Origin of the sequence: Flavobacterium ardleyense (assembly GCF_033547075.1) — a bacterium.
In the GTDB taxonomy this organism is placed as follows: domain Bacteria; phylum Bacteroidota; class Bacteroidia; order Flavobacteriales; family Flavobacteriaceae; genus Flavobacterium; species Flavobacterium ardleyense_A.
In genome coordinates this window covers 2,598,627-2,619,605 of record NZ_CP137891.1, presented here as the reverse complement: position 1 = coordinate 2,619,605, position 20,979 = coordinate 2,598,627, and the positions used below count along the sequence as shown (strand labels likewise).

General features: G+C 35.4%; 22 protein-coding genes. 16 read left to right on the top strand and 6 right to left on the bottom strand.

Annotation, left to right across the window (positions count from 1 at the left end; genetic code table 11):
- The first annotated feature begins 1 nt into the window (after position 1).
- The 14 genes from lpxD to SBO79_RS11280 all read left to right on the top strand — a co-directional run bounded on the left by lpxD (position 2) and on the right by SBO79_RS11280 (position 11,957).
- Positions 2-1,042 carry a UDP-3-O-(3-hydroxymyristoyl)glucosamine N-acyltransferase gene (lpxD, locus tag SBO79_RS11345; RefSeq protein ID WP_318640515.1) on the top strand — a complete coding sequence of 347 codons (1,041 nt, stop codon included), beginning with the start codon at positions 2-4 and terminating at the stop codon, positions 1,040-1,042.
- On the top strand, positions 1,035-2,423 hold the full coding sequence (locus tag SBO79_RS11340; RefSeq protein WP_318640514.1) for a bifunctional UDP-3-O-[3-hydroxymyristoyl] N-acetylglucosamine deacetylase/3-hydroxyacyl-ACP dehydratase: 1,389 nt from the start codon (positions 1,035-1,037) through the stop codon (positions 2,421-2,423). Before lpxD ends, SBO79_RS11340 begins: the two co-directional genes overlap by 8 nt.
- Before the next feature lie 16 nt (positions 2,424-2,439).
- A complete protein-coding gene (lpxA, locus tag SBO79_RS11335; RefSeq protein WP_318640513.1) occupies positions 2,440-3,225 on the top strand; it encodes an acyl-ACP--UDP-N-acetylglucosamine O-acyltransferase in 786 nt (261 codons plus the stop codon).
- Positions 3,226-3,270: 45 nt separating this feature from the next.
- Positions 3,271-3,837, top strand: coding sequence for an elongation factor P (efp, locus tag SBO79_RS11330; RefSeq protein ID WP_318640512.1), 567 nt, complete (start codon positions 3,271-3,273; stop codon positions 3,835-3,837).
- A 43-nt stretch (positions 3,838-3,880) separates the two neighbouring features.
- On the top strand, positions 3,881-4,822 hold the full coding sequence (locus tag SBO79_RS11325; protein ID WP_318640511.1) for a UDP-3-O-(3-hydroxymyristoyl)glucosamine N-acyltransferase: 942 nt from the start codon (positions 3,881-3,883) through the stop codon (positions 4,820-4,822).
- Positions 4,812-5,174 carry a nuclear transport factor 2 family protein gene (locus SBO79_RS11320; RefSeq protein WP_318640510.1) on the top strand — a complete coding sequence of 121 codons (363 nt, stop codon included), beginning with the start codon at positions 4,812-4,814 and terminating at the stop codon, positions 5,172-5,174. The genes SBO79_RS11325 and SBO79_RS11320 overlap by 11 nt, the downstream gene beginning before the upstream one ends.
- 37 nt (positions 5,175-5,211) lie before the next feature.
- Positions 5,212-5,655: a hypothetical protein gene (locus tag SBO79_RS11315; protein WP_318640509.1), complete on the top strand. Its 444-nt coding sequence runs from the start codon at positions 5,212-5,214 to the stop codon at positions 5,653-5,655.
- A 15-nt stretch (positions 5,656-5,670) separates the two neighbouring features.
- Positions 5,671-6,345 carry a hypothetical protein gene (locus SBO79_RS11310; protein ID WP_318640508.1) on the top strand — a complete coding sequence of 225 codons (675 nt, stop codon included), beginning with the start codon at positions 5,671-5,673 and terminating at the stop codon, positions 6,343-6,345.
- A gap of 97 nt (positions 6,346-6,442) precedes the next feature.
- Complete coding sequence (gene sucD, locus SBO79_RS11305) at positions 6,443-7,315, top strand: succinate--CoA ligase subunit alpha (RefSeq protein ID WP_318640507.1); 873 nt, start codon at positions 6,443-6,445, stop codon at positions 7,313-7,315.
- 124 nt (positions 7,316-7,439) lie between these two features.
- Positions 7,440-7,697, top strand: coding sequence for a type II toxin-antitoxin system Phd/YefM family antitoxin (locus SBO79_RS11300; protein WP_318640506.1), 258 nt, complete (start codon positions 7,440-7,442; stop codon positions 7,695-7,697).
- Between the two features lie 199 nt (positions 7,698-7,896).
- Positions 7,897-8,322 carry a hypothetical protein gene (locus SBO79_RS11295; RefSeq protein WP_318640505.1) on the top strand — a complete coding sequence of 142 codons (426 nt, stop codon included), beginning with the start codon at positions 7,897-7,899 and terminating at the stop codon, positions 8,320-8,322.
- A gap of 373 nt (positions 8,323-8,695) precedes the next feature.
- Positions 8,696-9,505 (top strand): SDR family oxidoreductase, encoded by an 810-nt coding sequence (locus tag SBO79_RS11290; protein ID WP_318640504.1) that lies wholly within the window; start codon positions 8,696-8,698, stop codon positions 9,503-9,505.
- Between the two features lie 281 nt (positions 9,506-9,786).
- Positions 9,787-11,091, top strand: coding sequence for a DUF819 family protein (locus tag SBO79_RS11285; RefSeq protein WP_318640503.1), 1,305 nt, complete (start codon positions 9,787-9,789; stop codon positions 11,089-11,091).
- 392 nt (positions 11,092-11,483) lie between these two features.
- Positions 11,484-11,957 carry a DIP1984 family protein gene (locus SBO79_RS11280; protein ID WP_318640502.1) on the top strand — a complete coding sequence of 158 codons (474 nt, stop codon included), beginning with the start codon at positions 11,484-11,486 and terminating at the stop codon, positions 11,955-11,957.
- A 259-nt stretch (positions 11,958-12,216) separates the two neighbouring features.
- Here the strand turns inward: SBO79_RS11280 and SBO79_RS11275 are convergent, their stop codons facing one another.
- Positions 12,217-12,642: a UPF0158 family protein gene (locus tag SBO79_RS11275; RefSeq protein ID WP_318640501.1), complete on the bottom strand. Its 426-nt coding sequence runs from the start codon at positions 12,640-12,642 to the stop codon at positions 12,217-12,219.
- Between the two features lie 79 nt (positions 12,643-12,721).
- The gene (locus SBO79_RS11270; protein WP_318640500.1) at positions 12,722-14,497 is read right to left on the bottom strand and encodes a UvrD-helicase domain-containing protein; all 1,776 of its coding nucleotides are present in this window, start codon (positions 14,495-14,497) and stop codon (positions 12,722-12,724) included.
- A gap of 515 nt (positions 14,498-15,012) precedes the next feature.
- On the opposite strand from SBO79_RS11270, the gene namA reads away from it, so the two are divergent.
- Positions 15,013-16,083, top strand: a complete 1,071-nt coding sequence (gene namA, locus SBO79_RS11265) for an NADPH dehydrogenase NamA (RefSeq protein WP_318640499.1) — start codon at positions 15,013-15,015, stop codon at positions 16,081-16,083.
- A 106-nt stretch (positions 16,084-16,189) separates the two neighbouring features.
- Here namA and SBO79_RS11260 read toward each other — a convergent pair whose 3' ends face one another.
- Positions 16,190-17,416 carry a porin family protein gene (locus SBO79_RS11260; RefSeq protein WP_318640498.1) on the bottom strand — a complete coding sequence of 409 codons (1,227 nt, stop codon included), beginning with the start codon at positions 17,414-17,416 and terminating at the stop codon, positions 16,190-16,192.
- A 458-nt stretch (positions 17,417-17,874) separates the two neighbouring features.
- Here SBO79_RS11260 and SBO79_RS11255 point away from each other — a divergent pair, with 458 nt between their 5' ends.
- Positions 17,875-18,744, top strand: a complete 870-nt coding sequence (locus SBO79_RS11255; RefSeq protein WP_318640497.1) for a formate/nitrite transporter family protein — start codon at positions 17,875-17,877, stop codon at positions 18,742-18,744.
- Between the two features lie 190 nt (positions 18,745-18,934).
- On the opposite strand, the gene SBO79_RS11250 is transcribed toward SBO79_RS11255, so the two are convergent.
- The 3 genes from SBO79_RS11250 to SBO79_RS11240 all read right to left on the bottom strand — a co-directional run bounded on the left by SBO79_RS11250 (position 18,935) and on the right by SBO79_RS11240 (position 20,824).
- A complete protein-coding gene (locus tag SBO79_RS11250) occupies positions 18,935-19,387 on the bottom strand; it encodes a GyrI-like domain-containing protein (RefSeq protein ID WP_318640496.1) in 453 nt (150 codons plus the stop codon).
- Positions 19,388-19,390: 3 nt separating this feature from the next.
- Complete coding sequence (locus SBO79_RS11245) at positions 19,391-20,008, bottom strand: hypothetical protein (protein ID WP_318640495.1); 618 nt, start codon at positions 20,006-20,008, stop codon at positions 19,391-19,393.
- 123 nt (positions 20,009-20,131) lie between these two features.
- Positions 20,132-20,824: a DUF1796 family putative cysteine peptidase gene (locus SBO79_RS11240; protein ID WP_318640494.1), complete on the bottom strand. Its 693-nt coding sequence runs from the start codon at positions 20,822-20,824 to the stop codon at positions 20,132-20,134.
- Between the last annotated feature and the right edge of the window lie 155 nt (positions 20,825-20,979).

Below are 20,979 nucleotides of genomic sequence, written 5' to 3'. Positions count from 1 at the left end.
AATGAAATTTACTGCACACCAAATAGCAACTGTATTAGAGGGGACGATTGAAGGGAATCCTGAAGCCGAAGTTTTCAAGCTTTCCAAGATTGAGGAAGGTACGGAAGGAGCTTTAACTTTTTTATCTAATCCAAAATACAATCACTTTATATACAATACCTTGGCAAGTGTAGTTATTGTAAACTCCAATTTTTCGCCAGATCATCCTGTTTCTACTACGATGATCCGAGTGGACGATGCGTATGACGCATTCTCAAAAATATTACAACATTACAACGAAACTAAGAGCAACCGAAATGGTATTGCTACACCTTCTTATATCTCCAATTCTGCGATTTGCGGAAAGGATTTATACCTAGGTCACTTTGCCGTTATCGAAGATAATGTAGAAATTGGCGACAATGCGCAGATTCATCCACACGTACATATTGCACAAAACTGCAAAATTGGCAATAATGTTCGCATCTTTGCTGGCGTTCGTATTTATGAAGATTGTATTATTGGCGATAATTGCGTGATCCATTCAGGTGTTATTATAGGCTCAGACGGATTTGGTTTCGCACCTCAAAAAGACGGAACATTTGATAAGATTCCACAAATAGGAAATGTAATCATAGAGGCCGATGTAGAGATAGGAGCAGGGACAACAATTGATCGAGCAACGATGGGATCTACAATCATTAGAAAAGGAGTAAAACTGGACAATCAGATTCAGATTGCTCATAATGTCGAAATTGGAGAAAATACTGTAATTGCAAGTCAGACGGGAGTTGCTGGATCGACCAAAATCGGCAAAAATTGTATGATTGGAGGTCAAGTTGGGATCGTGGGTCATATTACAATTGGTAATAATGTACGCATTCAAGCACAAGCAGGTGTTGGAAAAAGCCTCGGAGATGGCGAGATTGTACAGGGGTCACCATCATTTGGATACAATGACTTTAGTAAATCGTATGTGCATTTCAGAAATTTACCAAAAATTATTAATGATATTGACGAATTAAAAAAACAAATAATTAAAAAAGACGATTATAATGGTTAAACAAAAAACCATAAAGCAGGAAGTTACTCTCAAGGGAGTAGGTCTGCATACTGGAAAGGAAGTCACTATGACATTAAAACCGGCGCCTGTGAACAATGGCTACACCTTTGTAAGGGTTGATCTGGAAGGTTCGCCCGTAATTGAAGCCGATGTTAATTACGTAGTCAACACGCAGCGAGGGACAAATCTGGAAAAATTGGGGGTAAAAATCCAAACTTCAGAACATGTACTTGCAGCTTGTGTAGGTTGTGACATTGATAACATTATAATTGAATTAAATGAATCAGAGCCCCCAATTATGGATGGTTCTTCTAAGTATTTTGTCAAAGCACTTGAGCAAGCAGGAATTGAAGAGCAAAATGCCGAACGCAAATATTATGTTGTTAAGGAAGTAATCAATTTTACAGATGAAACGACAGGAAGCGAAATTCTAATTATGCCTTCTGATGACTATCAAGTAACGGCAATGGTCGATTTTGGAACTAAAGTATTAGGAACTCAAAATGCCACTCTTAAGAGTATTGACGACTTTAAGGAAGAAATTGCAAATGCAAGAACTTTTAGTTTTTTACACGAATTAGAATCTTTGTTGGATAATGGACTTATAAAAGGTGGCGATCTCAACAATGCAATTGTATATGTAGACAAAGAAATTTCAGATTCGACAATGGAGAATTTGAAAAAAGCCTTTGGTAAAGAACATATTTCGGTAAAGCCAAATGGTATTCTTGACAATCTTACTTTACATTATCCTAACGAAGCTGCAAGACACAAATTACTTGACGTGATTGGCGATTTGGCTTTGGTGGGAATTCGACTCAAAGGAAAAGTTATAGCAAATAAACCAGGTCATAATATTAATACGCAATTTGCAAAAAAACTTTCGAAGATAATTAAATTAGAGCAGCGCAATCAAGTGCCTGCCTTTGATTTGAATCAAGAGCCTTTAATGGATATTCATAAAATTATGAGTATTTTGCCGCACCGACCTCCATTTTTATTTATTGATAGAATAATTGAGATGTCGGCAACGCATGTGGTAGGGTTAAAAAATGTAACCATGAACGAGTCATTCTTCATTGGTCATTTTCCTGGAGCACCGGTGATGCCTGGAGTTATTATAGTTGAAGCGATGGCTCAAACAGGAGGAATTTTAATTTTAAGTTCTGTTCCTGACCCCGAAAATTACTTAACCTATTTTATGAAAATAGACAATGTTAAGTTCAAACAGAAAGTATTACCAGGAGATACATTAATATTTAAATGTGATCTTATTTCGCCGATTCGTCGCGGTATCTGTCATATGCAAGCGAACGCTTACGCGAATGGTAAATTAGTTGCGGAAGCAGAATTGATGGCTCAAATTGCCAGAGTAAATTAAAAATTAAATTCAGATTATGAATCAACCACTCGCATATGTACATCCAGGCGCAAAGATTGCCAAAAATGTGGTCATCGAACCTTTTACAACAATACATAATAATGTTATAATTGGTGATGGAACGTGGATTGGATCAAATGTTACTATAATGGAAGGGGCTAGAATTGGTAAAAATTGCAACATCTTTCCAGGCGCTGTAATTTCTGCCGTTCCGCAAGATCTTAAATTTGGTGGAGAGGATTCACTTGCCATCATTGGAGACAATACAACTATAAGAGAATGTGTAACTATAAATAGAGGCACAATTGCTTCTGGCCAAACGGTGATAGGTAATAATTGTCTAGTGATGGCTACTGCACACATTGCACATGATTGTCAGATAGGTGACAATGTTATTATTGTAAATGGTGTTTTACTTGGTGGTCACGTCAGTGTAGGAAACTATGCTATTATCGGTGGATTATCTGCAGTACATCAATTTATAAATATTGGAGCACATGCAATGATTTCTGGTGGCTCGTTGCTTCGTAAAGATGTACCTCCATTTACCAAAGCTGCAAAAGAACCTTTATCTTACGTTGGAATAAATTCGGTAGGACTTAGAAGAAGAGGTTTTGAAGCCCAGAAAATTCGCGAAATACAAGAGATCTACCGAATCCTTTATCAGAAAAATTACAATACGACTCAAGCTTTAGGAATAATTGAAGCTGAAATGGAAGCGACTCCAGAACGTGACGAAATTATATTGTTTATTCGCAATTCATCCCGAGGCGTGATGAAAGGATATACCGGAAGCAACTAAAAATCACAATACAAAAATAATAACTTTTAAATAATACACCATCAAATGGCAAGTACTTCAGATATTCGCAACGGATTATGCATAAAATTTAATAACGATATTTATAAAATTATCGAATTCCTTCACGTAAAACCAGGAAAAGGACCAGCTTTCGTTCGTACAAAGATGCGTAGTCTTACCACGGGAAGAGTTTTAGAAAACACTTTCTCGGCAGGACATAAAATTGACGAAGTACGTGTAGAAACACATAAGTTCCAATTTTTATATGCAGAGGGCGATGATTTCAACTTTATGCACGTAGAAACATATGAGCAAATCATTTTAAACAAAGCAATCCTTGACGCTCCAGATTTATTAAAAGAAGGAGAAAATGTAATGGTGCAGATTAATGCGGAAACTGAACTGCCTCTTTCTGTAGATATGCCAGCTTCGGTTGTTCTTGAAGTAACCTATACAGAGCCAGGAATGAAAGGAAACACGGCAACAAATGCTATGAAACCTGCAAAAGTTGAAACTGGAGCTTCAGTAAATGTACCTTTGTTTATTAATGAAGGAGACAAAATTAAAATCGATACAACATCAGGTTCTTATATGGAACGCGTTAAATCGTAATTATACCATTCTACATTTCGCGAAAGCGCACTAAAAAAATATAATGAAGTTTACAGAAAAATATCCACTAGCAGAAATTGCTGCTTTAATAGACGCCAAATTCGTAGGAGATGAAAATTTTCCAGTTTACGGTTTAAATGAAATTCACGTCGTTACTCCTGGGGATATTGTTTTTGTAGATCATCCAAAATATTACGATAAAGCCTTGCAATCTGCTGCAACGATTGTTTTAATCAATAAAGAAGTGGAATGTCCTGAAGGAAAAGCACTTTTAATTTCGGATGATCCTTTTAGAGATTTTAATAAAATTATAAAGCATTTTAGTCCTTTTAATCCTTCGCATTCGAGCATTTCGCCATCGGCAACGATTGGAGAAGGGACAATTTTGCAACCAAATGTAATTGTTGGAAATAATGTTAAAATTGGCGATAACTGTCTTATTCATAGCAATGTAGTGCTTTATGATAATACTATTATTGGTAATAATGTAAAAATACACGCCGGCTCTGTTTTGGGAGCGGATGCATTTTATTACAAAAAGAGAGAAAGTGGTTTTGATCAACTTATTTCCTGTGGTCGTGTAATTATAGAAGATAATGTCGATATTGGTGCACTTTGCACAATTGATAGAGGCGTTACTGGAGATACTACTGTTGGTTGGGGAACTAAAATTGACAATCAGGTGCACGTTGGTCATGACACTATTATCGGTAAAAAATGCCTTATCGCTTCTCAGACAGGTATTGCCGGCTGTGTTATTATAGAAGATGAGGTGACTCTGTGGGGACAAGTAGGTACTACGAGTGGCATTACTATCGGCACAAAAGCTGTGGTGATGGGACAAACAGGCGTAACCAAATCTATTGCAGGTGGCAAAAGTTATTTTGGAACTCCAATAGAAGAATCTAGGGAGAAACTAAAGCAATTGGCAAATATTAAAAAATTGCCGGAGATTATAAACAAATTAAAAAATTATGAGCGCTAGAAAAATTGTTGAAAGTTTATACAAATCAGATGCGATTATTAATAGTAAGGCACTAGACACTTTGCTTCATGCAGATGCAAGTCTCGAGTGGCAGAGCAGCAAGGGACTGGTTATGATGAATAGGATGGAGATGATTGCTCTGTCTGACGAGTTGTCTAAAGCTTATCCAAGTTCTCGTATTGAGATTGGTCATATTGTTGCCGAAAACCAAAAGGTTGCTGTCCGATATTCGCAATATGTTTCGACAATTGAGAATCCTAATGAGGAAATGTTGCTTGCACATTTTATGGTTGTCTGGGAGTTAAAAGACGGAAAGCTGTTTAAGTGCTATCAGATGAGTCAACTGTCGTAAATACTTTTTGCAAGCATAATTTAACCATATTGTAATTATGTTTCAACTTAAATCGGAAGATTCGACAACGATTTTGATTATCAGAATCACGTCCGCTTTTTGGATTTTTACAAAACTATTTTCTTATAAAGTCTGGCATACTGACAGACTTTTCCCTGTTATTCCTCCGTTTGAATTTCTAGAGAATATTCCGAATTCGGTCCATTTGGCCTTATTCTTTATCGCCTTAAGTGGAATTGCTTTGGTAGGAATTTTTCCAAAGTCGAAAGTAATTCTAGTAGCCACAACTGCGGTTGAATTCTCCTCTTGCCTTTTAGATCAAAGTCGCTGGCAACCTTGGGAATATCAATATTTGCTAACATTCATTTTCTTTTTCTTTTATAATAAAAATCCAAAGCAGTTTCTCAACTATTTTTCATTTTTGATAATTGCGACATACTTCTTTAGTGGTCTACACAAATTGAACGGTGGTTTTCTGTAAACCGTTTGGGAGAAAATGATCCAGATTAGATTTTGTGGTTTCGAACCAAATCAAATTCAGAATATCGTAGTTCACTATGCTGGTTTAGCCCTGCCAATCTTTGAAATTCTTGCTGCATTAGGTTTGTTATTTGTAAAAAACAAACAACGTTACGCACTTCTATTGATTGCAATGCACATATTTATTCTAATTTTTCTTTCTCCATTAGGAATTAACTACATTTCAATTGTTTGGCCTTGGAATGTGCTGATGATACTATATTTGATAATTTTATTTTACCACAACAACACTATAATTTCATTTAGAAATCTTGTGAGCGGATCTAACAAAATCCCGTTTGCAGTAATTGCCATTTTACCACTAGTATCCTTTTTTGGATTATATGATAATTACCTCTCCTTTAATCTCTATTCGGGGAAGTTAACTAGCTTTAGAATTTGTATTGATGAAACTAGAATAGACGATGATCTCAATGAATACCTTTCGAAAAACAAGCATTACTGCGATTCAAAAGGGAGCATTTCTGTAGATGATTGGGCAATGAAGGCAATGAATGTTGCCCTATATCCCGAAGAAAGGGTTTACATAAAAATTCAAAAATATGGGGACAAAAAATATCCAAATTCAGAAGCAGAATTTGTAATCTATCAGTATCCTTACATGAAAGAGAATATTAAAAGACTTGAATAAGTTGTAGGCTACATTTTTTTATGATTTTACTATAAATATTGCCCCTAAAAACCTATTTTTGCAACACCATTTTAAAAAACAATTTAAAAGATATAGTATGAGTGTTTTAGTTAATAAAGATTCGAAAATAATAGTACAAGGATTTACAGGTAGCGAAGGAACTTTCCACGCTGAACAAATGATTGAGTACGGAACAAATGTAGTAGGTGGTGTAACTCCAGGAAAAGGTGGATCTACGCACTTAGACCGTCCAGTTTTTAATACTGTAAAAGATGCTGTAGACCAAGTTCAGGCTGACACTACAATCATTTTTGTACCGCCAGCTTTTGCTGCTGATGCTATTATGGAAGCTGCAGATGCAGGAATCAAAGTTATTATTACAATTACAGAAGGTATTCCAGTCGCAGATATGATCAAAGTAGCTGCATACATCGAGAACAAACCTTGTACACTTGTAGGACCAAACTGTCCAGGTATCATTACTCCAGGAGAAGCGAAAGTAGGTATTATGCCAGGTTTTGTTTTCAAAAAAGGAACTGTTGGAATCGTTTCTAAATCAGGAACATTAACATACGAAGCTGCTGATCAAGTTGTAAAACAAGGATTGGGAATCACTACTGCAATTGGTATTGGTGGAGATCCAATTATCGGAACAACTACAAAAGAAGCAGTGATGCTTTTGATGAATGATCCAGAAACCAACTGTATCGTAATGATTGGTGAAATTGGTGGTCAACTAGAAGCTGATGCTGCAAAATGGATCAAAGAAGATGGTAACCGCAAACCAGTAATTGGTTTTATCGCTGGTGAAACTGCACCAAAAGGTAGAACAATGGGTCACGCAGGTGCAATCGTTGGAGGTGAAGATGATACTGCCGAAGCTAAAAAACGCATTATGAGAGAATGTGGAATCCACGTTGTAGATTCTCCAGCAGAAATTGGAAAAAAAGTGAAAGAAGTTTTAGGATAGTCTTTCCCAAAACAACTATATATAGGAAGCCATCTCAATTGAGGTGGCTTCTCTGTTTTAAATAACCTTTAAAATAGTTGAAAGTTCAACAATTCTGGTTAATTTTATTCAAAATCAGGCTATTATGAAAACTTTAAAACTTGCTGAATTCAAGAGAAATACAGAGTTGCATTTTGAGGATGTAATTAAAAGTATCGAACCAATTACAATTACATCAAAAGAGGGAGACGGAATAGTTATTATATCACTCAAGGAATATAATTCTTGGATGGCAACAAATTATGAGATGTCAAGTCGAGCGAACGAGAAACGACTTGATTCTGCAATAGTAAATATGGAATTAGGACGAACAATAATTATAGACATCGAAAATTTCAGGTAAGCAGTTGGTTGAATTAGTTATACAAAACCTCAAATTTCATCATAAATCCAATAATTAATTTACCTCAGTGAAATACATCCCCAAATTTTCTCACAATAAATTCGGAAAACGCCTTTACAAACCTTACTTTTGCACCGAATTTAAGCAATATAAGTCCACATTTCTGTGGTCAACTATTGTTTGAGCAATTATATCCTATATGTACAAAGAATTAGAGAAGTTTAAAACAGAATCATTTTCACTTACTGCCGATGGTAGTTTAGAAGAGGTTTGCAATGCACCTGAAAGCGGTAGCGGAGTATTTGTTGTAACAGCAGTTTCAGAGGACGGAGCCGAAGTTGTAATGGTTGGGTCTACTGGAACAGTACAAAATGACGGAACCCTAAAAATCAAAAATGGCGGTCTTTACGACAAAATCGTAAATGGTCATCAATTTGCCAAAACAGGTCGTAAATATTCTTGGCCTGCACAGATGAAAAAGGAAAATATCGATAGACTTGAGGTTACTTGGTATGAAACTTTTAATGACACAGACAAGCAAATTCCAACTTTTGTAGAAGCACAAATTCTGCAAAATTTCTTGGACGAAAACGACAGACTTCCTAGATGGAACGTTGCATTCTAGTCAATTTCGACTCATAAATATAGAAAGCTTCACGTATGTGAGGCTTTTTTTTTTGAATAAAACTGACCCTTTCAATTGGTGTTTTTTTTCTTTTGGGCGGCTGCTGCCGGAGCGTTCCTACCGGCATCACCGGGCTGTCCACTGTATCTTTGCTGCTAGAAATTTTTGAGTAAATTTTCAGCTTTTTCGTTAAGCAGCAAAGGATGGCGTTCCCATCCCTGCCGCGAGACTCTGCTAAGATTCAAGACTTTTGCCGGGAAGAGAAAATCAAACTTTTTCGAAGAACTATCGTTTTTAAAAGTTGAAAAAACCAGAAAATCTTTGTACCTTTTGTAAGATAAATTTCAAAGTCTAAAATTAAAAATTCAATTATATGGCAACTCAAAAACAGTCGATAGTAATTACCGGCGGAGCCGGCGGAATCGGAACAGCTTGTGCAAAAGCATTTAAAGACGAACATCTTATTCTAACTGATTATTCCCAAAAAGACGTCGACCGCGCCATCGAAGATCTTAAAAAAGAGGGAATCACCGCCATCGGAATCGCTTGCGACATTACCAGCAAAGAAGATATTGAGAAGCTGACCAAGTTCGTGTCAGACAACGGCACTTTCAAAGCATTAATCCACACCGCAGGAGTCAGCGGAACAATGAAAGATCTTCAAAAAATTTACGACATCGACTTAGTCGCGCCCGAGGTTTTGATTGATGCCTTTTACGAATTAGCCACCCAAGGATCAGTTGCTGTGATTCTATCGTCAATGATGGGACACACGGTTCCGCCGAGTGAAAACTACGACGAAGCACTGAGCAATCCGCAAGCGCAAGGATCATTCGAAACCATTAAAAAGTTTATTGATGGCAGTTCGGATATGCTTTACAATTTCGCAAAACGCGGAACGATTTTACTAACTCAGAAGCATGCCAACAAATGGGGAAGCAAAGGCGCAAGAATCGTCGCCGTTTCACCCGGAGTAATCGAAACTCCAATGGGACTTAAAGCCGCCGAAGAACATCCTGAAAGAATGGAAATGATCAAAAAAGCCACACCACTTGGTAGAAACGGACAACCAGAAGACATTGCTGATGTTGTTTATTTCTTAGTCAGCGACAAAGCTCGCTTCATCACCGGAACAGATATTATAGTCGATGGAGGCGTGGTAAACAATATTAAGAAGATGTAGGCAAATTGGAGATTACAAAATTTTGGTAATAAACTGCTAATGGAGAATTATTTCTGGCGGCAGTTTTTTTTTAGTTTAAAATACTTTTATTTTGATCAAATTATCTCTAAATATTGACGTCTTCGCAAGCGATATTAATTTTATTTCCTCTTCTATAGGCTTAGACAGTTTGAAAACTAATGAAGTTTTCTATATAGTTGTAAAGTCTTTTTCCAAACTTTCCACAACTACAACCCTCACCACTAAAAAAATTGTCCTATTTTGCGCCCAAAATAAAATAGATGAATAACGCCCCTTTTATTACTGACGATACCATTGTTTTTGGACTTTTAATGCTGTTATTGGCGTTTGTATTTTATACAAGTAATATAAAAGGTGGCTTTTGGAAAAAGTTCTATGTTATTTTTCCATCACTATTGATGTGTTATTTACTACCATCTATTTTCAGTTCGCTGAATATTATTTCGCCAGAATGGAGCGAAATCACCGAAACTGGCGAAGTTGTTACCAAAAAATCTTCTATATATTTTGTCGCGAGCCGATATTTGCTTCCTGCGGCTTTGGTCTTGATGACTTTAAGTATTGACTTAAAAGCAATGTTTAAACTCGGTCCAAAAGCATTAATTATGTTCTTTACTGGAACAGTTGGAGTTATAATTGGAGCGCCACTTGCCGTTTTGATAGTTTCGATATTCTCACCCGAAACTGTTGGCGGTGCAGGTTTTGACGCAGTGTGGCGCGGACTTTCGACTGTTGCAGGAAGTTGGATTGGAGGAGGAGCGAATCAAGCGGCAATGCTTGAAGTTTTCAAATACAATCAGGAGAAGTACGGCGCAATGGTTTTGGTCGATATTGTAGTTGCAAATATCTGGATGGCAGTTTTACTTTTCGGAATTGGCAGAAAAGAAAAAATCGACAAATGGCTTAAAGCGGACAGTTCGTCCATTGACGAACTAAAGGATAAAATGACCGCCTATTCTGACAATGTAACTAGAAATCCAAGCTTAACCGATTTGATGATTATTCTGGGAATCGCATTCTCGGCAGTGGGATTAGCGCATTGGGGAAGTAACTCACTTTCGGAACTATTAAAAGCCAATTTTGATGTTGTAAACGATCCTACAAGTTTTGCATCTACCTTTGGAGATAGATTCTTTTGGATGGTAAGTATCGCGACTGCTTTGGGAATCGCATTTTCTTTTACCAAGCTTAAGACCTACGAAGGTGCGGGAGCAAGCAAGATAGGAAGTGTCTTTATTTATATTTTAGTAGCTTCTATCGGAATGAAAATGGATTTGGGATCTGTAATGAGCAATCCAGGATTGTTAATCGTAGGACTTATTTGGATGGCAATTCACGTCTTATTGTTGGTAATTGTTGCCAAATTAATAAGAGCACCATATTTCTTTCTTGCCGTGGGAAGTAAAGCCAATATCGGCGGAGCAGCTTCGGCACCAATCGTCGCTTCGGCTTTTCATCCATCATTGGCGAGTGTTGGAGTTTTGCTTGCTGTTTTTGGCTATGTCCTCGGAACTTATGGTGCGTTGCTTGCGGCATATTTGATGGAAATCGCAGCGCCGGTTTAAGATGTTGTAGAAATCTTTCAATCTATTAATCTTTTCTGTTCATTTTGGTATTTTAGATCATTTCGATTTTTTAGATTTCTTGTATTTTTAGATTCCTTCGCGCAACGGTTGGGAAAGAGCCGAGCAAAGCGAACTGGCGAAGCACATCCTTTGCTGCCAAACGAAAATTTCAAACTTAAACGGTTCATTTAGGCAGCAAAGATATAGCGGACGACCCGACCCGAGCCACATCTCATATCTAACTTTTCACAATACCTTCTGGCGACGGGATGCGCCCAAAGAAATCGTATTATCATTAAAGTAATAATTTCAAGACGGTTTAAGTTTTCTATTTCGTAATTATTTAGTAAATTCGAATTGAAGGTAATTAGCCCATTATAAACATAAAATAAATGTCAGAAGAACAGAATAATAAGAATATGAAGCTTGCGGAAGGACTTTTATTGAGAGCTGATTTGATAAAAAAAATAGAGCATCTGCAAAATAGAATTATGCCTGTCCTAATTGTTTCTGATGATAGGCTTCCACAAGAAGATCCGGATAAATTGCTTGCGCAACTTAGAAAAACCATTCAGGATTTGGAAATTTTAATTATAAGAATCAATAAAACCAATAACGTGACAATTGTGGAAGGTGAAGGTTTACTGATGGAAGCGCTTGCAAAACGTGATTCTTTAAAATTAGTTTCAGAAAAACTTCGCAATATTAGACGCTCCGCACAAATATTTAATACTGGCGATAGCAATCTGAAAACGACAATTAATATCGAGAAACTGCAAATAGAAATTGATCAAGCGGGAAGAGCTTTTAGAGAGATTGACAGTAAAGTTCAAGAAATAAATTGGCTTACTTTCCTAGTAGATTAGCCGAAAGGCGGAATGATCGGAGCGAGCACCAGCCCCTTTTCCTGATATAAGTTTTCGGGGCAAATTGAAAACTTTATCAACAGAAGCTGCTTGGGTTGCGGCAAAAATTTACGGTTTAAGACCCAGTATCGCTTACAATTTACAAGCGTATCTTTCATAATTTACTACCAGGTGCTGACCGATCATTTTTTGTTTTTATTAATTTCTTTTTAATTATTTTTACACTATTGTGCTCGCAATCTATCAATCTTTTAATCATTCAATTTTCTTCATAAAACCGAATCTGTTCACGCACATACGTTTCCAATTCTTCCTGTTTGTGTGCAAACCAATTTTCTCTAAATTCTGAATTATCAATGACATTTTTAAAATTTGCAAAAGGCTTTTTGCCATCTAATGCAGATTGCAGTTTTGCATAGAAAGTTTTGTTCTCGACCTTATCTAAAAAGCTTTTCATTATCTGAAAACTCTCGTAAGACTCTATAACAGGGATTTTCTTAAAGTCGGGATCTTCAATTTTTTCTAAAATATCCCCAAACATTTCGATCGCATCTTCTTCGTCAATGTCTTCATAATTCTCTGGTAAATCAATCAATTCTCCAGTTTTAATGTTGAGATAGCAGTTCATTCCACAATCAAGATTTTGTGCTATTTCATTAATTTTCTTGTCGTCAATTTTTATCATTTTATTTTGTATTTGTTTAGGCTTAGAAAATAATTAATTCGAAATTATCCAATTCAAGTTACTTCCTGCTCTTGGTTAATTAATTATAAAGCTCCGCCAATTCAAGTTTTTTAATCCTAGATTTTATAGCTCCGCGAGTTCGGCCAAAGTGGGTCGCAATATCTTTTTCGTGCATTCCCTCGCAAAAAAGTACAGTCAATTCGTTGTCAAGTTCAGCCGTCCACGGATTGTAAGCGCCTTTATGAACTAGCCGAATAGCATCCAGAGAATATGCCTTTTCTGTTGTGTTACTTGCTTTTTCTCTTCGTAATTGTTTAATCATTTTTTGGTCATCGGCCGAGATACTTTTCAATAAATGAATTTGACTAGAAATAGGGAAATCCTCGTCGACTAAACTTTCTGGAATATGAATGCTGTTTTTCGTCCTTGTTACTGCAACGTAAAGTAGATTAATTTCTTCATTAATCTTCTGCAAATTAATCTCTTCCTTCCTAAAATTTTTCTTCAATTTTTCTAGTTTTTCTACAGAAATAAAGTCATTAACCAGTTGCACTGTATCGTATTCCATTCCTTTGCATCTGTGAACGGTCGAAAATATCATTTCGGCATTTTCGCGCTCGCCATCGGTAATGTGTTTCTCTTTGATAAGTTTGATGATGTCGGGAATTTTATTTCCGTACTCGCGAATAATTTCCACCATCATTCCCAATTGTACATCTTCGGTTTTCTCAATATAATCTTCCAATTCTTCGAGATTCAACATTCCTTTGATCAAATTGTCACGTATCAGATGATTTTTTGAATTGTATAAATTTAAAACATCGTATAAAGAAGTACCGTCATCAGCATAAGTGTAGGAATTGATATTTCCTTCGAAATAAATTTGCTTAATTTTCTTTTTTTCGGTAACATATTCAATCGCTTTTAGCAAAAGACCCAAATTTGTTCTCGCCAGAATTGCTTTTGATTTTGTTGCAGAAGTAGTCCCTTTGCCAGTAATTGGAAGAATATCTTGTGCTACAAAGTCGATTTTATTTTCTAAAATATTCATCGCAAGATCGGCAATATCTTGGCTGAATCGAAAACTTGTAGAAAGATTAAAAGTTTTAAAAGTCGCTTTTTCTAATGAATTTACGGCAAATCGCCAAGAATAAATTTGCTGATGTGTATCGCCTACAATTACCTTGGTAGCTTTCTGATTGAGAAATACATCAAGCATTGCTGGAGATGCATCCTGTCCTTCGTCAAATAAAATATAGTCGTATTGTAGCTGCACATCCGAGAGCTGAAACTTCTTTAAGTAAAAATCGTGGGTTATGTCAATTTCGCCCGAATTCATTTTAGCCAAAAAAATTCGTGATTGCTTTTCGATATAGTTGTAAAAAGTTTTGACAAATTTTATTGCTTTTTCGTCGGTTACTGTATCTAAATAATTAAGATCTTGGACTTTCTTTTTGTCGCTATTGCAAAAATAACTCAGAAACTTACTGATGTGATTTGCAATCACATATTCGGTATGTTTTTCTCCGTTGCCTTGTAGATTTAAAATTTCGGCAATTTCGTTTGTTTTATATCCCTGCGGACTTATTTTGTATCTGCTGCCGTACACAATATGCTTGTACGCGAGAGAATGAGCGGTTTCTACAGTAACGTTATCAAGTCCTTTATCGACGAATTTTTTGATCGCATCTAACTTTACCGATTTATTAAAAGCGAGATAGAGAATTTTTGCACTTGTTGAACGAGTTCGAGCATACTCAATAATAGTTGTGGTTTTGCCCGAACCCGCAACTGCATTTATTTTGATATTTTCTGTGGAATTTATAATCGCTGCTTGTTCCTTTGTCAAATTCATTTTGTCATCATTTTTTAACTTTTGAAACATTCTATCAATCCGCGGAAGTTAGATTTATTTGGTTCTACAAGTTTAAGAAATTTGAGGCACTTTTTTAAACTTTTGGCCGTGCTTTTCAGCATTGGATCTTTTTAGATTATTCAATTATTATAATTCTTGGAATTTTTAAATCTTTAAATCTTTAAATCTTTAAATTTTTTAATCTCTTCCGTTCATTTCGATTTTTTAGATTATTTTAATCTTTTTGATTCAATTGCGCAAGGGGTGGGAGCGGCATCCTTTGCTGCCAACTAAAATTTTCTTATTTGAAAATTAAATATTCTGGCAGCAAAGATACAGTGGACGACCCGACCCGAGCCAGCTCTTATTTCTATGGTAAGCAAGTCATTCTGGCGACGGGTTGCGCCCAAAAAAATCTGCTAATGCTAATTTTGACAAGGATTTAACTACTGATTATTTTTAGTTTAGATAAATTGCGCGAAATTTGCTTGTACGCAATTTAAAAGTATTTAACTATGTCAAAATTATTCAGTCCCATATCTATAAAATCAATAAAATTTAAAAATCGAATCGTAATGTCGCCGATGTGTATGTATTCCTGCGAGGATGGATTTGCTACCGACTGGCACTTTGTACACTACGGAACGCGAGCGATGGGTGGCGCTGGTACCGTAATTTTTGAAGCATCGGCAGTACGAGCGGACGGTCGAATTAGCACCGGCGATTTGGGAATTTACAAAGATGAGCACATTGAAATGTTGAGCCGAATTACCCAATTTGTCAAAGATAACGGCAGTATTCCTGCAATACAATTGGCTCACGCTGGTCGAAAAGCGAGCACTTGGGCCTTTGGGAGTGAAAGTAAAAATCTCGCCGAAGGAGAAGGTGGTTGGGAAATGATCGCACCTTCGGCAATCGCTTTTTCGGATAAATTCGCGGTACCACGCGAGATGACTATTGATGATATTGAAGCGATTAAACAATCGTTTCAGGATGCTGCCGCAAGAGCGCACAAAGCTGGGTTTGAAATGATTGAACTTCATGGTGCCCACGGATATCTGATCAACGAATTTTTGTCGCCTTTAACCAATAAAAGGGACGATCAATACGGTGGAAGTCGCGAAAATAGAGCTCGATTTTTGATGGAAATTATAGAAAGCGTGCAGAAAGTTTGGCCTACAGACCTGCCAATTTCGGTGAGAATTTCGGCAACAGATTGGAGAGATGATGGTTGGAAAAGTGATGATTCAGTGTGGCTTTCCGAAAAGCTTGCAAATGCTTGTGTGGATATAGTTGATGTTTCGAGTGGGGCAGTGGTGGCAGATGCCAAAATCCCAGTTGGACCAGGCTATCAAGTGCCATTGGCGGCCGATATCAAAAAAGCTTTAAAAGATAAAATTCACGTTGCAAGTGTAGGAATGATCACAACCGCAGCACAAGCAGAAACGATTTTGGTCAATGATAATGCAGACTTTATCGTTCTGGGTCGAGAGCTTTTACGCAATCCTTACTTTCCGTTGCAAGCAGCAAAAGAACTTCGAGAAGAGGTAGATTGTCCAACTCAATACGATCGCGCTTTTAAATAATATTGAATTTACTTTTGATAAAAATCCCCATTTCGTTTGTGTCGAAATGGGGATTTTAGGTTTTACTACTTACGAAATTACTTTTGAAGACAATTACCGTTTAAGTTTACATAAAGTTGTAACCAATAATTACAGACATTGTTTTGTAATCTGCGCTCCAGGTAGGATAATTTTCCAACACAAATCGGTCGGTTTGATATCTAAATTCAATAATATATTTTTCCTGAAACTTGAAACCAGCACCAAAAGCGAAATTTTTTCCAGAATTCATATCTAATTGATCGAAATCAGTTCCATCAGATCGGTAGTAATTCAGCGATGGACTAAGATCAAGATTTAGTACATACTGAGCATTTAGAAAGATTTTTGAAGATTCGGCTACAAAGAATGTGTGTCTAATACCGATTGGAAGTTCAATAGAACTATAATCAATTTTTGCTGTAAGGATACCATCATTAATTCCAGAAGCCTCGTAGGTTTTTTCACTTCTATACGACTGATAAGTAGGCTCTAAAACGATACTCCATTTATTGTTATGGTACGGGATTATGTATTCAGCTTCAAGTCCAACTCTAAAATTTGTTTGCTTACCAAAATCCACATTTCGGCGATCATTTTTCGGCAAATAGACATTCAAACTATTAAAATCTACTCCAGGTCTAATGGCAAGATTAAATAAATCTCTTTTTTGTTTGCTTTTAAAAGTTTGAGAAGTCGAATTTTGACATTCATTAAATTTTAGAATAAATTTCTGTAAATCTTTTAGTTCATATTCAAGCGATTCAACGTCCTTTTGACTGATAGAACTACATTGAAAATCAGATAATAGTTGTTGTTTAAAATATGTATTTGTAGCAAGTCCTCCAGCTTCAGTTTGGTAGCGTTTATAAACAAGTTGTGTAATTGGCGATGAATCTTTTTGGACAAAATAACGTTTTAAACTTCCGTCTCTATAATAATAAAGAGAAGCTTTTCCATTTATCATTGTCTTCAGAAACAAAGTTTCTTCTTTAAAGCTGGGATTTCTTTGCTTCCCCATTTTTTTTACATCATCAGATGATCGGTCAATTTCGAATGTTGCACGTTGGTACTTCACACCGTCAACTAGACCAAATTCTAAGACATTTTCAATATTTTCAGATTGTATTTCGGCAGTTTCATTTACTTTATAGTCAAAATTTGTTGGATTATTTTTCCAATCGATATCGTAAATGAGGCACTCTGTTTTCTGATTATTGTTGTTTATAAAATATCCTTTTTGGAAGGTAAACTGAGCGTACGAGTTCGCACTTACGGCTAAAAATAATACGAAGAATAGTAATTTTTGTTTCATAAAAGCAATTGAAAAAATAGTGGTTAGAGAACTATGTAATTTAACTGCGAATATAGATAATAAGTTTCTTGATAAACATTTAGTAATTAAAAAAAATTAGAAATCAACTAGCTTAATTGACGTCTCATGATATAAATCAACAACTATATTATTGTATTATTTGGTCCTATTTAAATGAATCAAACATTGAAGAATTTCTATAATTAGCTAGTAAATTCTGTTATTGGAGAGCGTCTGATCTTGAGTAACTTAACAGAAGGTTCGTTTAAATATTGTTTTATTTAACTTAGTAAAATTTTGGGAGGGTATTTTTTTTTGAAGAAATGATTTTAATATTTAGTGAAATAATTGGCAAAATAAAAATTCAACACTCAAAATTATTCAAATAAATTACCTTTATTAATCAAGCAAATATTTACCTTGCTAGCCAGATTCGAAACATTTTTTGATAGTGATTTATGAAAGAAGAGGACAAAACGCAGACAGAGCAACAACAAGAGTTGGAGAAAAAATCAAATGAAGCAGTATATTCTAAGGAGTATACCGAAATTTTGACCAGTGTTATTCACGAAGGTGAGGAGATATTTAAAAAGAAGAAACAAGCCATCTTTCTAAGTTCTTGCATTGCAGGTCTCGAAATTGGATTTAGTTATGTGCTAGTCTGTGCCTTGTTTTTTTTATTGCAAGGAAGAATTTCAGATCCAGTAATTTACCGACTATTTGCTTTCGTCTATCCCTTTGGATTTGTATTAGTTATACTCGGAAAATCTGCTCTTTTTACAGAACAGACTTCGGTTTTAGCGCTTCCCGTCCTTAATGGTCAGAGAACAGTTTTTGAACTTCTCCGAGTATGGGGAGTTGTAATTGTTGGGAACGTTTTAGGTGGAAATTTCTTTGTAATCTTTATTAGTTCGCTAGCGCCAGAACTTGGCCTATTTGATACCGATACAATGGTCACGGTTGGTATGCATATTTTAAATCATAAACCGTGGGCATTATTCCTTAGCGCAATTGCAGCAGGATGGCTTATGGGGCTTCTTACGTGGCTACTCAACAGTACAAATCAGGCATTGACACGCATTTTAATAATTTTAATGGTAACGGGAGCAATTGGATTTGCTGGATTTCACCACAGTATAGTAGGTAATCTCGAAGTATTTGGTGCCTATTTGCATTCAGAAACTGTATCTACCGGTAATTATTTATCGTTCCTGCTTATCACTATGTTAGGGAATGGTTTTGGAGGAGCAATTGTGGTAGGATTATTTAAATACAGAATTTTTGAATCTAATTTTTCTTCTAATAAAAGCAGAAAGAACTGGGATTAACTGCAATTTTGCACTATTTAAGAAGGGTTTTTTGAATGTGAATAATCTAGCAGATTTCTTCAAAAGCAAATAGCTACAATAGATTTGTTTGTTGACTTAAAAGCAGTAAACTTCAATAATAACACTTATTAAAAGAATAGCCTCTTAAAAATTTAGGAGGCTATTTTTTTTTAATAACTATATTATTAGACTATATAGCAATAAATATGTCTACTTCCGAAAGTTCTCCATTTTGGGATTTTTCTCCATAGACCTCAAAATCATAGGTGTATTTTCTTTTTAGTTGTTGATCGTCGGCCCAAATTTCTTCCCAAGTATCTATTACAGCATTAGGAATAATTCCTTTGGCAGTAAATTTCATGAAATTCCCAGCTGGCAACTCACGAGAAATTAAACCCTCGGGAATAGCATCAAAGGACGAAACTTTACGTCCTAAAATGGCAGTGTAACTACCTTTAAAGTTACTTTCATAATCTGTGTAAATACAAAAAATTTCTTTTGAAATAGAATTTGGAATTTTTTCAAGTAAATCGTTGGAAAAGAATTGACTCCAAAGATTTCCTAAATCTTGAGCATTTTGCCCATCCTGATTGGATGTTGACACCGAAATACCAATTATTTTAAAGCTTTCAACTTTTTCCATATTTTATATGCTAAGTGTAGATTTATTTTTATTTCTAATTTTATTTAATTTAAAAATGCTCCAAAGAAGAAGTGCTATTAACAGAATATTAGACCAAATAGCAAAGCGTAGAACTTGCATTTTGATGTCTCTATCAAAAATTAATTCTCTAGCGGTTTGTGCTTCAGCTTTATCAATATTTTCATCAGTGGTTATTTTAAAAATAAGGTTAGGCAAAAACTTATTAGATGATTTTAAAAATTTAATTTCATTAGCCTCATTTTTTGCAACTATCCAAAACTTTTGTAAATTTTTATTATCTATGAGAAAAGTCGTTTTTTTGGCAACCGCAAGTTCCTTTTCAAGAAGAACTGTTGTATTAATTGTGTCCGTCAAATCTGCGTCAAATGTGATCGCATAAATTTTTAAAGATTGATTGGTAGAATTTTGGACAGTTATTTCAACTGGATTTATAATTTTTGTTGAAGTTGTGAAGTACGATACATATATAATTGAAATGATTCCGACAAGTATTGCAAATGATGCAAGGATAATCAATGTCTTACTATTTTTAGAATCTAAAAATTGAGTAATCAGAAATACTACAAGTAGAAAAAAAGCTGTCGAAAATAAGATATCCATAATGTTATGCAATTCAAGGTTAGCAAACTGACGATCGAAAAAGTACAGTGGCTGCAAAAATACACTATTTACTATCGTGGTCGATCAGAAAATAATGATCGATTTGCCTCATATTAATGGTAATCATCTAATATCAGTTAGCATTATAGTAAACAAATCGTCATCTTTTCTTGCCCAAAGTACATCTTCGTCATCGCCTGCCCAAAATTCCAAAGTTTTTAATTTAAATCCTGTGACGTTATTTTGATCGTGAATTTTGGTAATAGATCTTTCCGATTTTTCTGCGACGATTTCCTGAGTAAAAAATATAAATTCGCATTTGATTTGTCTATTTTGATAATATCGCAAAAATTCTGACGCTTTCTCGATCAGTATTTTGATGTCTATATCGTCATTATTTCGATAATGGTAGATAAATTTTAGATGTTGTTTTTTGTTAAAAGACAGCATTCTAGTGATTTTTCGCTCATAACTCTGTCGCTGCGCATTATTATTTAAAACGTCATGATGCGTAAATTCAAAACCATTTTTATGGAGTTGATTGTAAATAGAATTGGAAATGGAATAGTACTTATTTCTGACAACTTTTGTGTCACCAACATAATCATAATATAGATATTCTGGATTTAGTAGACTTGCATATTTTTCTTTTTCTAATGCAATTGCGTAATCAAGATTGCTCCTGCCGTGCGAGTAGGGTGTACTAAAACTTTTGAGATTATGACGGTCAAGGACATTATCGGTTAGACAATTTTCGCCAATTGACAAGTACTGAACGTTTGAAAACTTATTCCGCACTCCAGCCAATTTCTGCAATATTTTTTGGAGATTCTGTTTTATTTTTTTCGAATTTATCAAAATGAGTTTGGATACTAATGAAGTGACAGTAATTTTAATTGGCCTCTAAGCAAAATTATGAAAAATATTGCTTCTATTTTTGAGTATGATCTTACAGGGTTGCCAAGGTAGAA